We start from the raw sequence: 14,510 nt of genomic DNA, 5'->3' as shown, positions 1-14,510 counted from the left end.
CCATGGGTTGCTTCGGCGACATGGAGACCACCAAGACGCAGACGAACTCGCTGCCTGCCTACCTTGAGAACGCCGCTCAGTCGAACGTCACGAACGCGAGCAACGTCGCGGCCCGTCCGTTCCAGGCTTACACGGGCGAGATGACAGCACCGCTGACGCAGAACCAGCAGGATGCATTCGGGCTGATCAAGTCGATTGCCGGCACCACGAACCCGTATTTGTCCGACATCGAGAACCTCTACAAGACATTCTCCAGCACCACGGGTGTCACCCCGGCGAGCATCCTTGGCGGCGACAAGACCGTCGGCAACACCACCATTCAGGACTATATGTCGCCGTACATCATGGCGGCGCTGCAGCCTCAGCTGGATGATCTGGCGCGCACAGGTACCGCGCAGCGCAAGTCGCTCGATGCTTCCGCGACAATGGATGGTGCCTTCGGCGACGCGCGCAGCGGCGTGGCGCTGGCGAACCAGTTCCGTGACGAGGCAAAGACCCGGGCCGGCGTCGTCGGGCAGGGCTACCAGAGCGCGTTCGATCGCGCCGCCAGCCTGCGGCAGAGCGACATCGCGACCGACACCGACGCGCAGAAGACGAACCTGAACCTCGCTCTGCAGCGTGCGATCTCGGGCGGGAAGGCTCTTTCCGACCTCGATGCGTCCACGGTCGACCGCGGTCTCAAGACCGCAACCGCCCTCGCGGAGGCCGGCAAGACCGAGCAGCAGACCAACCAGGCGGCCGACACGGCGAAGATGCAGGAGTTCTTGCGCGGCCAGGGCTGGGATCAGCAGCAGATTTCTTGGCTGACGTCGGTGCTCGCGGGAACGCCGCACGGGTCGACCAGCACCGTGCAGGAGCCGAACAACTCCGGCTGGGGCATCCTGGGCTCGCTCATCGGCACGGGAGCCAACCTCTTCAAGCTCTCCGATCGCCGGCTCAAGACCGACATCTCCGTGATCGGAGAGACTTACGATCACCTGCCGATCTATCGGTTCAAGTATGTCGGCAGTGACGAGTGGCAGATCGGCCTGATGGCGCAGGACGTCGAGGAGGTGACCCCGGCGGCCGTGGTAGAGGTGAACGGCGTCAAGGCGATCGACATGAGGCTTGCCACGCAGGCCGCGGCGGACATGGGAGTTGACCTCTGATGGACCTGACCGACCTGATCACGCCGAACAACTATGTCGGGCAGAACTTCCCGCTCGGCATGTCCTCCACTGAGGGCGGCGACGATCCGCTCGCCAAGCTGCGGGAGCTTCTCGGTGGCGGCGACGGCGCCGCTCTGCCGCCGAACGCCGAGCCCACCATGGGCCAGCTTCCGGATGCTCCGACCGACATCAGCGCACGCACGCGACAGCCGCTCTCTGTGCCGCTGCCGGCGCCGCGCCCTGCCGATGCCCCGGCGGCGGCGCCACTTCTTGCCTCGCCCGCGGACATCACGGCATTCGCGCCTACCGACATCCAGCGCGCGCAGATGGGCCGTCCCCCGATCCCGCAGACCACAGCGGACATCGTCTCGGCCATCACCGGCCGGGCCACGGCGGCCCCGGACCCGATGCGCAACATCATGGCATCGCTCGGCGGCGGCCTCTCGACTGTCACCGGCAATACGGCGGGCGGCGCGTTTGCGCGCGGGGCAGGGGGCAGCCTGAAGGCGGGCGCGGCGTCCTCCCGTGCGGATTCCGAGGAGGCGCTGAAGCACCTCAAGGCCGCACTCGAGGCGCAGCAACTCGGCGACAAGCAAGCCTACACGCGGGCGCTTACCAGCTATTACGGCGTGCTCACGAAGCAGAAGAACGAGCAGGAGAACGTCGCCACCGCCGGCCCCAAGCCGCCGCGCGCGATCGACTCCCGCCTGATCTTCGACAAGGCCGAGCGGGCGATCCAGAACGCCAACCGCGCCATCGACGGCGATTTCCGGCTGAAGCCGGAGGAGCGCGCGCAGAAGAAGGCCCAGGAGGCAGCACGCATCTACAAGGGCTTCGGGCTCAATCCTGATGGCACCACGGGCCCCGGGGCGGCACCGTCCGCTCCGAGCTCGTCCAAGAAGGCCGGCAACCCGGGCGAGATCGCGTTCAACGGGGACGGCACGCAAGCCGCCCCCTACGAGCCCCGGACCAAGGACGACTACGACCAGATCGAGTCCGGCTCCTACTACATCGTCAACGGTCAACTTCGCAGGAAGAAGTAACCCCCCACATGGCATTTGAAGACCTGATCGTCGGCGACGATGGCGCCTACGAGCCGACCGCTATTGTCTCGCCGGACCTCATCGCCACCCGCAACGAGCGCAAGGGCCTGACCGATTTCAGCGCCCGCGCCCGCCAGCCGGTCGATTTCGGGACGGACGACGAAGTGATCGGTCCCGCACCCCGCGCGAAGTCCCGCCAGCAGACCATCGACTTTGGTACCGACGACGAGGTTATCGGCTCCGCGCCGATCAAGAACCCGCCGATGCCACGCGCGCGCCCGGCGGAGGCGCCCGGCCTGATCCAGCCGACCCAGCCGATGCCGGAGGTGCAGCCGCTCGACAACGCGCCCTTCCGCGCGCCGCTGAGCGGCGAGCGCAGCGACGGCTATTGGAGCGGAAATCCCGTGTCCTCAGCCGAGGGCGGCATGTCCGGCATGCTGACCGGAGATGAAGCCTACACGCAGGCTTATGGCCGACCCGCCCGCGATGCGTTCATGAACGCGCCAGCGCAGGAGGCCGTTGTTGGCAACGTCCAGGCCGCCGAGGCCGGCGTTGCCGAGGCACAGGCGCGCCTGGATGCGGCCAAGGCCCGCTCGGCCAGCATCGCCGACGGCTCGACCCGCGCGCTCCGGCGCGGCACCACGGGCGACCTGCAGCGTCAGCATATCCAGGCCGAGATCGATGCTGCGACCGAGAACCTCGCGCAGGCCCAGCAGGCACTCTCCGCGGCCCAGCGCGCCGCTCCCCCCACCCAGACGAAACTCCGCGACGCCGCGGCGCGACTTGCGACCGCCATTGCGACGGGTGTCCCCGACACCATCGGAGGCGCTGCGCGCCCGATCGACGCTGCCCTCGATGCGTCCGGCATCAAGGACGGCACCGGCGTGGCCGAATACATGCGGGAAGCCTCCAAGCGGATCGGTCTCGCCAACCCGGCGGACCCGACCCGCGAGGAGGAACTAAGCGCCAAACTCGGTCAGGGTGCAGGCTCGGCACTGAGTTTCATGGTCACAGGCGCCATCGGCAAGGGCATGAAGATCCCGGCGGCCTTCGCCTCCGGCGGCGCCGGCGCGGCGCAGAACGCCGAGCAGTATTACCGCGAAGCCGACGACATGGGCGCGCCCGCCTACAAGAAGGCGCTGGCCTATGCCGTCGGCGCCGGCATCGGCTCCACCGAGGCCATCGGTCTTGGGCGGATCGCGGACAAGCTCGACAAGAAAACCGGCGGCGGCCTCAAGCGCTACTTCGGCCTCATCATGAAGGAGATGGGCGAGGAAGGCTTGCAGGAGGCGGGCCAGCAGCTGCTCGACAACCTCGCCAAGCTCGGCCTGTACGGCAAGGACCCCGGCGACATCACCGCGGGCGTGGCGCAGGCCGCGCTGGTCGGCATGATCCTGGGCGGCGGCATGGCCGGTACCCTTGGTCTCGGCAATCTCACGGCGGGCCGCGATCGCGCCGCGCGCGAGGGCGTGCCCACCCCGGAGCAGGCGCCCATCACGCCGGAGGAGATCATCCGGCAGATCCTTGGCGAATCCCCGACCCCGCCTCAGACCGCGACGCCTCCTGTCAACGCCAAAACGCAGGAAGAAATTGCAGGTTCGTTGCAGGCGCCCCAGCCCGAGAGTGTGACGGCGCCGTCACAGATCGAGCAGTTGCCGGTCCCGCCGCAGGCGTCCCCCACTACCCCCACCGCACCTAATTCGGTGGTGGGGGCCGACGAAAATTCCGCTGCGCCAATTTCCGTCGCTCCGGCTCCCGAAGTTGGTAACGCTCCCAATTCTGGCTCTACCAAGCCGCTACCAACTACCAATCCCGCCTCAGCCGCCTCCGACGAGGACATCGCCCTGCTCCGCGGCTACGGCTACGATGACCAGCAGATCGCGGATATGAGCCCGGCCCAGATCGCGGCCGAGGTCGCGGCCGCGCAGGAAGCCGGTACCGAGCCCGTATTCGGCGAAGGCGATGCCGTCGTGGGTTCGCGCGCCGAGCCGGTCAAGGTCGAGACCCCGGCCGATCTCGACCGCGCAGCGGGCCATGTCAACACCAGCCCCACGGAGGCGCAGAAGGAGGCCGGCACCTACGCCAAGGGGCACGTGAAGTGGAATGGTCTCGACATCACCATCGAGACCCCGAAAGGCGCGGAGCGCAGCGGCAAGGGGGCAAACGGCGAATCTTGGTCCATCGCGATGCCCGGCCACTATGGCTATATCCGCCGGACAGTTGGAAAGGATGGCGATCAGGTCGATGTCACCTTCGGAGACGATCCGAAGTCCAGCCGTGCATTCATCGTCGATCAATTCAACCCGGAGACCGGAAGGTTCGACGAGCACAAGCTGTTTGTAGGCTACCCCGATCTTGAAAGCGCGACGCTCGCCTACGATCTATCGTTCTCCGATGGCAGCGGACCACAACGGCGTAAGGCCGTTTCCGAGTTGTCGGTCGATCAACTCAAGGGTTGGCTGCGCGATGGCAACACGAAGAAAGCCTATTCCGAAGACGTTTCACGGTCAGGCCAGAACGCCGATGTACAAGCTCTGGCTCAACGTGAAGGATCGCTGCCTCAATCCCAAGAACCCGTATTACCACAACTACGGGGGGCGGGGGATCAAACTGCATCCGGAGTGGGCGAACAGCTTTCCGGCCTTCCTGGAAGGAGTGGGGCCGCGCCCGTCGCCGCTGCACACGCTGGACCGGAAGGACAACGAGAAGGGCTACGAGCCGGGCAACGTGGGCTGGGCGACCAAGTTGGAGCAGGCGCAGAACATGCGCAAGACATGCCGGCTGACGTTTCAGGGCAAGACGCAGTCGGCACGAGCATGGGCGCGCGAGATCGGGCTGCATCCGAAAACGGTGCTCCGCAGGGTGGCTCAAGGTCTCAGCGTGGAAGAAGTGCTGTCGCCAAACTGGCGTCCGATGGGCCGGCACTCAGTCTCCTCCAATTCATCGCATCCAAAGGTGGACTGCGCCCCGACCCTGAACTGACCGCGATCGGCCTGTCCGGCTCCCACCGCGTCAACGTCCCCGGCCGGAACGGCCGGTTCGCCGCGGTCCGCCCGACCGGCATGAGCATCGACCAGATGCGCGAGGCGGCTGAAGAGGCCGGATACTTCCGCGGTACCGGCGAAGCGACCAGCACCCCCCGCGAGTTCCTCGACGCCATCGACAACGAGCTGCGCGGCCAGCGCCGCCTTCCCGAGGGCCAGGAGGCCGAGCCGTCTAAGCGCGAGATGCAGCGCCTCGAAGAGGAGAACGCCAACCGCGACGCGCTGCTCGGCCAGAACCGGGCCGAGATCGAGGCGATGCTGGAAGCGTACGGCGTGCCCGCCGGCATGACCAACGAGGCCGACCTGCGCCTTGCGGCCGAGATCATGGCCGACGAGGGCCTGGACCCGGACGCGGCGCTTGAGCGGGCAGCAATCCGCAACCTCGAAAATGACCCCGACATCCCACAGGAAACCGTCTATGATGCCTTCGACTTCGGAGCCTTCGATGCTGTTCAACCCGAGCCAACACCGGAAGATGAGCGCGGCGCTGAAGCAGAAAGCGCAGCAGGAGTCCGACCCGGAGAAGAAGGCCGAGTTGATGAGCCGGTCGAACACGTTTCTGGCGCTGGCGAAGATCGCGAAGGACCCGGCGAAGGTGAAGCGCGTGAAGAAGCCGAGCGAGCCGAGCAACCCCGCGAAGAAGTTCCGGAACGTGTAGAGCCCGTCACCGAGCGCACCGAGGCCGGCGAGCAGGCTGTCCTGCCGGGCGCGGAGAAGGAGAGCCAGGGCAAGCAGGCGAAACGCAAGGCGGATGCCGCGCTCAAGCCGAAGGCGGCACAGAAGCCGGCCGATGAGGGCCTGTTCGGCGACGACAGCAAACAGACCGATCTCCTCGACATCAAGCCCACCGAACAGGCCCGCGAAAGCGGGCCTTCTGATTCCACACTTGCCGACGTGTTCGCCAAGAAATTCGTTGCTGGTGAAAAATTCACGACCATCCTCGCCGCCCGCAAGCTTGCCAAGGAAACGACCGGTATTGAGGACGCAAAGGCGGTTGAGGAGCAGATCGAGCTTGGCGTCGTCCGTGCCGCGCGCGAGATCGTGCAGAAGCATGGCGATGACGCGCTGAAGGTCTATCCAGAACTGGTCGCGCTATATGCGGCCCAGCCAAAACTTGGCACCCGCACGTCGACCTCAATGCGGGATCAGGCGTTCTCGACTCCGGTCCCCCTTGCCTACATCGCGTCGCGGCTGGCCGGCGTTGCGCGTGAAGACGTCGATGTGGTCTATGAGCCGACCGCTGGCAACGGCGCGCTGCTTATCGAGACCACCCCAGAGCAGACGGTGATCGCCAACGAGATCAACCCAGCGCGCGCACAGAACCTCGAAACATTCGGCTTCAACGTCACCAAGCAGGATGCGGTCAAGAAAACTCAGGCGGCGAGCATCAACGCTGCCTTCGATGGCGCCACCGTCGTGATCGCCAACCCGCCCTTCGGAGCCATGAAGGAAGGCGGACAATCGACCATCCATGACCTCTCCGACATCCAGCCCGGATACAAGACCACCCAGATCGATCACGCGATCGCGCTGAGGGCCCTTGCCGCGATGCGGGATGACGGCCGGGCCACCCTGATCGTCGGCGGCCTGAACAAGATGAAGACGAGCCGCGAGGCCCGTTCTGACGGCTACAACGGCAAGGACAAGAGAGAGTTCTACAAAACCCTCTACGACCGCTATAACGTGACGGACCATTTCACCGTCGCTGGCGAGCTTTACGAGCGTCAGGGCGCGGGATGGCCCGTCGACGTGATCGTCATCGACGGCCGCGGCAAATCGGCCCGCAAGCTGCCGGCGGTCGACGTGCCGAGGGTGTACGCGTCATGGGATCAGCTTGGAGAACTGCTCAATGAACTTCCATCAGATGAGGCTACTACTCGCGGACAAGATGGAGCGGCTGATCCGGACGACGTTACCAGAGGATCGTCCGTACCAGATGCGCGAGGTGGAGCGGTTGATGGAGGAAGCCGGTCTGCTGCACGGCCCGCTCCGGACGAGCCCGCGGGAGTTCTCGCAGGATCTGTTCCTGAGCAATCCGGAGGCAACGATACTGGTGGACCAGGCGCTGAAGATGAAGTTCAACCCGGAGGTCGCGGAGACGCCGGACGACCTGATCCTGCGCCTGCTGCCCAGCGACGGGCACCTCGAGTAGAGCAGGAAACCGAGCGGCAGGTCGCTTATGCGCCGCGCTCGGCCAGGACCCAAGGACTCGGCACCCTCGTCCCCGTCAACATGCGCAAGAGCCTTCAGGGCTCGCTGGACAGCGTCGCCGAGAAGGTCGGTGACATCGATGCATATGTTGCGAGCGAATTGGGCTACAAGCCGGACGAGCTCGCCAGCTACTTCGGAGCCGAGCAGATCGATGCTCTCGCGCTCGCGATCAGCAACCTGCTTCGCGGCAAGGGCTTCATCATTGGCGACCAGACTGGAATCGGCAAAGGCCGAGTGAACGCCGCCATCATCCGCTGGGCCATCAAGAACAACCGCATCCCCGTGTTCGTCACCGAGAAGCCGAACCTCTACGGCGATATGTACAGGGACCTCAACGACATCGGGATCTCTGACGACTTCCTGAGCGGCCCTCCGCGCATCCTCGCGACCAACGCCGATCTCAGCGTGCCCATGACCGACGATGGTAAGGTCGTGCTCAAGACCCCCTCCGCGAAGGTCCATAACGCCGATCTGTCCGCGCTCACCGCGTCGAATTTCTTCGACAAGTACGACATGGTGTTCACCAACTATTCCCAGATGCAGACGCTGAAGGGCGAGAACACCCCTCGCCGTGGCTTTCTGTCGAACATCATCCATAATGCGGTTCTGATCTTCGACGAGAGCCACAACGCCGGTGGCCAGGACCAGACTCGCAAGGCGAAGGGCGAGAAGGCTGATCGTGCTGGCTTTGCGCGGGAACTCGTCAGCCGCGCCAACGGCGTGTTCTATTCGTCCGCCACCTACGCCAAGCGTCCGGAGGTCATGGACCTCTACGCCGCCACCGACATGAGCATGGCCGTGGAGAAGCCATCAGACCTTGGCGAGGCGATATCCAAGGGCGGCGTTCCGATGCAGCAGGTGGTTGCGACCATGCTGGCGCAAGCTGGTCAGTACGTCCGGCGCGAACGGTCCTTCGCTGGTGTGACGTATGACACGCCGCTGATCGATGTCGACCGCGAAGCCTATGACGGCATCTCCCGCTCGCTTGCCGCGATCCTTGATTTCTCGGACCACGTCAAGGAGATAGCGGATCAGCTCGACGAGGACCTGAAGGGGCAGGCATCCGGTACAACCTTCGATAATTCCGTCGGCGATGCCGGAGCAAAGTCGGTCGCCTTCACCTCCGTCATGCACAACATCATCAACCAGATGCTGCTCGCGATGAAGGCGGACGGAGCCGCGCAACGCGCTATCGAGGCCCTGAAGGAAGGTAAAAAGCCGGTCATCACCTTGGCCAGCACGATGGAGTCGTTTCTCAAAAACTTCGCCGACGATACCGGCATTGCCCCGGGCAGCGTGATCAACGCCGACTTCGGCGATGTCCTGCGCCGCTACCTCGATCGGACGCGCACCGTCCTCATCAAGAAGCCCTACGCTGCAAAGGGTGAGGTTGAGCGAAAGTATCTCTCCGACAAGGAACTCGGCAAGCAAGGTCGCGCGAGTTATGACGCTGCGCGGAGGATGATCGACGATCTTGCACTCTCCCACCTGCCCGTCTCGCCGATCGACGCGATCAAACAACAGATCCGGAAGGCCGGATACACTGTCGGCGAGATCACCGGGCGCGGAACCATCGTCGACTATTCCGGCGACGAACCGATCCTCAAGCCGCGGCCGGGCCGGGAGATGTCGATCCGCGGCCGGCGCGAGACCATCTCCGACTTCAACAGCGGCAAGCTCGATGCCGTGATCCTGAACCAGGCCGGCGCTACCGGTCTGTCCCTGCACGCCTCCGAGAAGTTCAAGGATCAGCGCCAACGCAAGATGATCATCGCCCAGGCCGAGGCGAACATCGATACCCACATGCAAATGCTCGGCCGCGTCCACCGCACCGGCCAGGTGGTTACGCCAGAGTACGATCAACTCGTTGCCGGCATCCCGGCCGAGAAGCGACCAGCCGCAGTGCTGGCGAAGAAGATGGCATCTCTAAACGCGAACACGACCGCCTCCCGCGGCGGCGCGCTGACCGCAAAGGACGTTCCGGACTTCATCAACCAGTACGGCGACATGGTCGCCGCGATGTACATCCTTGAAAACCCCGACATGAACCGTCGACTCGGCGAGCCGATCAAGTTCAAGGACAATGGTGGCATCGACTATGAAGACGCGATGCGCAAGATCACGGGGCGCATTCCGCTGCTGCCTTTGGCAGAGCAGGAATCGCTCTACGAGCACCTTGAAGCCGAGTACGATGCCCTGCTGAAGCAGATGGAGGCGTCTGGCGAGAATGCGCTTGAAGCGAAAACCTACGATCTCAAGGCCAAGACCTTGGAGAGCACCGAGGTCGTTCCGGCCAAGGGCGAAACGTCCTCCCCGTTTGCCGCCCCCGTCAATGTCGAGCGGGTTTCGGCTGTTCGTCTCGGCAAGCCGTTTCCATCTCACGAGGTGGTGCAGAAGGTCTACGACGCCATCGCAGCGCGCGATAACGTCTCCAGTTCTGAGATCACCAAGGAGAACGCCGCCGAGCGCTACAAGCACTTTCTGACCAATGGAGAGATGGTCAACCCTTCCGTCGCGCTGGCGCCGTTCAAGGTCAATCTGGCTGAGTTCGACCAGTATCGTCGTCGCATCCTCGATGACATCGATAAGCCTGACATCAAGGAGCGGGAGCGCGTCAAACTCGACGCGGTTAAAGACAGGTGGACGGAGCTGATCGGCACGTTGCCGATCGGTGCGAGGGTCACGTTCAAGACCTCCACCGGGAACATGACGGGGATCATCCTCGGGATCGAACAAAAGGGCCAGCCGAAAAATCCGCTGGCCCTTTCTTCATGGAAGGTCACCGCGGCCATCTCCGACGCGACCCGACAGGTCACCGTTCCAGTGTCGAGGATGTGGCCCGACGGCAAGGCCGATACCGAGGACCCTTTCGCCATCGAGGTGGCCCGTGTCCCTGATTGGCTTGAGACGCCAGCCCAGACACTGGAGCGCTTCGACACTATGCAGTCGGAGGCTCGCGAAGAGCGGTTTATCGCGACCGGCAATCTGCTCGCAGCCTATGACTGGCTGAACAAGCGCGGGCGGATCATCAACTATACCGACGACGAAGGGCATATCCGCCAAGGCATCCTCACAGCGTCCGACTTCGACCTCGACAATTTCGCTGCCAGCAAACCCGTCGTTATCGAATCCCCGCGCGAGGTGGTGAACTGGCTACAGACCCACAAGGGACAAAATCTTTGGTCGAGAGACCATGTGGTGCGCGTCAGCGTGCTCACGAACGGAAAACTGATCATTTCGACCGACAGCGCCAAGAAGACGGGCGGCATCTACTATCTCGATCGCGAACTGACCAACCTGACAGGCGATTTTTTCAAGACCGGCGGCATCATGCGCGCCGAGACCTGGGGCAGTTTCGAGCCAGCGATTGGCCGGCTGCAAAGGCTCGGAGCAGTGTTCGAGGCACCGAAGGAGCCGGAGACCAAGACCAAGGGCGCGCGCGCATCTCTGGCCCGCATGACCGGCGAGCCGACGCGCCCTCGCCCGCTCACGCCCGAGACCAGAGCCACCCTGGAGCACGCCCTCACGGACGTCGTGCGCAAGATCACCGGTCCGTCCGTGGCGGTCCGCTTCGTCGACGAGCACCCCATCAACATGCCGGCAGGCTGGGGCTCCTTCGGCCAGGACAAGGTCACAGCGGCCGGCTCCTACATCCCGGCGCGCGCGCTCATCACCGTGGCGCTGGCCGATCCCGCCTATCCCCTGGAACAGGTGCTTGACACCACGTTCCACGAGGCTTTCCACGCCCTTGAGGACAAGATCCTCACCGAGCAGGAAATGGACGTCCTCAAGCGCGAGGACGCCCGCCTGCGCGAGATCGTGAAGCGGGCCTATGGTTTCACGGCGGAGCAGATCAGCGAGATCGCGGGCTTCGAGATCAGGGCCATGGCGTTCGAGTATTACGCCTCCCGCCGGGCCCGCGGCCTCGAACCGCAGGGCCTCCACATCGGCATCCGCCGCGCATTCGAGCGCCTGATGGATCTGTTCCGGCGCGTCCGGAACGCTCTTAACGGGCTCGGCTACCGCAACGCCAGCGACATCTTCGAGGCGGCCTTCGACGGCGCCTACGCTGACCGTCGCGCGGCCGTGACGCAGAACGTCACGGAGCAGGCCAACATCCGACCGCCGCAGGTCCGCCCCCAGGGCAACCTGAACCGCTTCGAGAGCTACGAGCCCCTCCCCGAGCGCTGGCAGGACTGGTGGAAGCGGCCCGACCTGAACTGGCGAGATCGTGCCTGGGGCATGCTCGATGCAGCCTTCCTGCGCGCCAACCGCGCGCTCGGCGACCGCTATGTCGACATGCGCCGGCTGCAGGCTGCGGTCGAGCTGACCGGCCGGCAGGTCAACGAGGGCGTCAACATGGCGCTCGCGGCCACCCTGTTCGAGGGCCGCACCGAGAAGCGGCTGAAGGACTATTGGACCAAGCTGTGGAAGCCCGCGCTCGACTTCGCCTACAGCAAGGGCATCACCCGCGAGGAGCTGCACCGCTACCTCTACGCCCGCCACGCGCCGGAGCGGAACGCTCACATCGCCGAGATCAACCCGATGATGCCGGAAGGCGGCTCGGGCATGACCGACACCGAGGCGCAGGAGATCATGGACGGCTTCGCGGCGGCCGGGAAACTGGAAGCGCTCGAACAGGTCGCCCAGCGGATCGACACCATCGTGCGGAAGATCCGCAGCATGATGGTCGACGATCAGCTCGAGCACGAGGAAATCATCGGCCAGTGGGAGCAGGCTTACCAGCACTATGTCCCGCTGCGCGGCTTCGAGTCCGGCGACGAGGACATGGCGCAGGATCTGCAAGTGTCGCGCACCGGCAAGGGCTTCGACGTCCGCGGGCCCGAGACCAAGCAGGCGCTCGGCCGCTCCTCCAAGGCCGACGACATCCTGACGAACCTGTTCCTGATGGGCGAGCGCACCATCATCCGTGGCGAACAGAACCGGGTTGGCCGCACCGCCATGCGGTTCATGCAGTCGAACCCGCAGCCGTCCCTCTACGAGGTCTCGCGCTCCGAGCGCGTGCTGACCGACGGACGGGTCGAGACCACGACCGAGAACGACCTTGACCTTCTGGAAGGCGAGCGGCCGATCACCGTGCGGCGGGTTAACCGGGACACCGGCCTGGTCGAGACCGTGACGCGCGTTGCCTCCGGATGGGCGAACGACAGCTTCGCGGTGAAGGTCGGCGGGCATACCTACTACATCCGGATCAAGCATCCGGGCCTGCTGACGGCGCTGAAGAACGTCGGCATCCAGCGGCTGCCAATGGTCATCCAGTGGCTCTCTTGGCTGACGCGGCAGTTCTCCGCCTTCCGCACCGCGCGCAATCCGGACTTCTTCGTCCCGAACCTGTTCCGCGACGTGCAGGACGCCGCCTACACGCTCGGCGCCGAGCAGCGCTCCTCGCTGGTGAAGAATTTCGCGCTCAACATCGGCTCCTTGCGGACCTATGTGGCGGCCTTCATGGGCGAGCTGATGGAGAAGGACGGCGCGCTCGGCGACCTCGCCAGGCGCAAGTTCGCCGACAAGCGCGGCGCGCAGCTCTATGAGGACTGGAAGAAGCACGGCGGCCAGATCGCGTTCATGGGCATCAGCGACATGGATAGCGCTCGCCGCGAGATCGAGGCGGCGTTCCACGAGACCGAGGAGGGTTATGCTGCCACCGTCGCCAAGGCGCCCTATCGTCTGGCGCGCTCGATCCTCAAGGCGATCGAGTTCTTTAACGGTGCGATTGAGGCCGGCACCCGCCTCGCCGTCTATGACGCGGGCCTGAAGGCCGGTATGACCAAGAACAAGGCGGCCGAGCTATCGAAGGAGTCCACGACCAACTTCAACCGCAAGGGCATCTATAGCCCGTATCTGAACGCCTTCTATGCGTTCTTCAATGCGCGTGTTCAGGGCGCCACGAAGATCATCCGGCTGCTGCGCAACTCGAAGATGGCGCGGCGCGCTGCGATCGGTCTCGTGATCGGCGGCTTCTCGACGACGCTCTGGAATCTGGCGGTCTCCCCCGACGACGAGGACAAAAAGCCGGAATACATGCGCCGCAAATATTGGGAGCGCGAGCGCTACTTCATCTTCTACATTCCGGGAGCAAAGGACCCGATCCGGATCCCGATGGGGTACGGCCTGCAGCTCTTCTGGATGCTGGGCGAGAACCTTGCGATGGCCTCGCAGGGCAAGATCACGCCGGCGCAGGCGGCCGCAAACTATCTGTCCACGATCGTCTCCGCCTTCTCGCCTGTGCAAGCCGAAGGCTCGGCCACCGACCCCGGGACGTGGCTGCGCTACATCATGCCGTCGATGGAGATGCCGCTGCTCGAGCTCGGTACCAACGAGGATTGGCGGCGTAAGCCGATCCACCCGAAGTTCGGCAAGAAGGGCGAGCCGCACAGCGAGCAGCATTTCACGACCACCTCGCCGTACGCGATCGACGTGGCGCAATTCCTGAACAAGGTCTCGGGCGGCAACGCCTTCAAGCCAGGCGCAGTCGACTTTTATCCGGGCGACCTGCAATACATCTGGAATTTCGCGACCGGCGGTCTCGGCCAGACCACCAACCGCACCACGACGCTGTTCAAGAACTGGATGGAGGGCGTGCCGACGCCGCCCAATCAGGTCCCGATCCTCCGTCACTTCGTCGGCGCCAATGTCGAGCAGGCGACCGGCGAAGCCTACTACGAGGCCCGTGACGAGGTTCAGAGGGGCATGGCTCAGGTCCGCAAGGCCATGAAGGCGCCGGCGGCAAGCGACGACGCCGCAACTACCATCGAGGAAGGTGGCAACCGCTACGGCCTCCACCAGGGCAAGCGTCGCGGCACCGTCGGCTCAGACGCCGAGACCATCTTCCGGAACGCCGACAAGCAGCTCAAGGGCCTGCGGGCGCTCGAGCAGTCTACCCGCCAGGACAAGACGATGGACAGCAAAGCCCGCTCCGAAGCCATCGCTGGCCTGCGCCAGCAGATGCGCGAGGTGCAGGAGCAAGCTCGCAAAGCCTATCGCGAGATCAAGAAGCGCGAGCCGACTTTCTGACGATGCAACGGCCACACGCACCAATCTCC

4 protein-coding genes are annotated in these 14,510 nt (G+C 64.7%); 3 read left to right on the top strand and 1 reads right to left on the bottom strand.

The window, feature by feature from the left end:
* Positions 1–2: 2 nt before the first annotated feature.
* A complete protein-coding gene (locus K410_RS36910) occupies positions 3–1,148 on the top strand; it encodes a tail fiber domain-containing protein (protein ID WP_049820076.1) in 1,146 nt (381 codons plus the stop codon).
* Positions 1,148–2,191: a hypothetical protein gene (locus K410_RS0117770; RefSeq protein ID WP_028136146.1), complete on the top strand. Its 1,044-nt coding sequence runs from the start codon at positions 1,148–1,150 to the stop codon at positions 2,189–2,191. The genes K410_RS36910 and K410_RS0117770 overlap by 1 nt, the downstream gene beginning before the upstream one ends.
* 410 nt (positions 2,192–2,601) lie before the next feature.
* Here the strand turns inward: K410_RS0117770 and K410_RS39575 are convergent, their stop codons facing one another.
* Positions 2,602–2,856 carry a hypothetical protein gene (locus K410_RS39575; RefSeq protein WP_155253458.1) on the bottom strand — a complete coding sequence of 85 codons (255 nt, stop codon included), beginning with the start codon at positions 2,854–2,856 and terminating at the stop codon, positions 2,602–2,604.
* A 447-nt stretch (positions 2,857–3,303) separates the two neighbouring features.
* Between K410_RS39575 and K410_RS36905 the strand changes: the two genes are divergently transcribed.
* On the top strand, positions 3,304–14,481 hold the full coding sequence (locus tag K410_RS36905) for an LPD38 domain-containing protein (protein WP_196236020.1): 11,178 nt from the start codon (positions 3,304–3,306) through the stop codon (positions 14,479–14,481).
* The last annotated feature ends 29 nt before the right edge of the window (positions 14,482–14,510 follow it).

Source organism: Bradyrhizobium sp. 22 (assembly GCF_000482425.1).
GTDB lineage: Bacteria > Pseudomonadota > Alphaproteobacteria > Rhizobiales > Xanthobacteraceae > Bradyrhizobium > Bradyrhizobium japonicum_B.
Note: the sequence above shows the minus strand (reverse complement) of the source record. Positions and strands in the feature narration are given on the sequence as shown.

Bases quoted from the DNA above. Each gene is read 5' to 3' on its own strand.
- K410_RS36910 (WP_049820076.1), top strand. From the start codon at position 3: ATGGGTTGCTTCGGCGACATGGAGACCACCAAGACGCAGACGAACTCG.
- K410_RS0117770 (WP_028136146.1), top strand. From the start codon at position 1,148: ATGGACCTGACCGACCTGATCACGCCGAACAACTATGTCGGGCAGAAC.
- K410_RS39575 (WP_155253458.1), bottom strand. From the start codon at position 2,856: ATGCTGACGCTGCAGGTCGCCCGTGGTGCCGCGCCGGAGCGCGCGGGT.
- K410_RS36905 (WP_196236020.1), top strand. From the start codon at position 3,304: ATGGGCGCGCCCGCCTACAAGAAGGCGCTGGCCTATGCCGTCGGCGCC.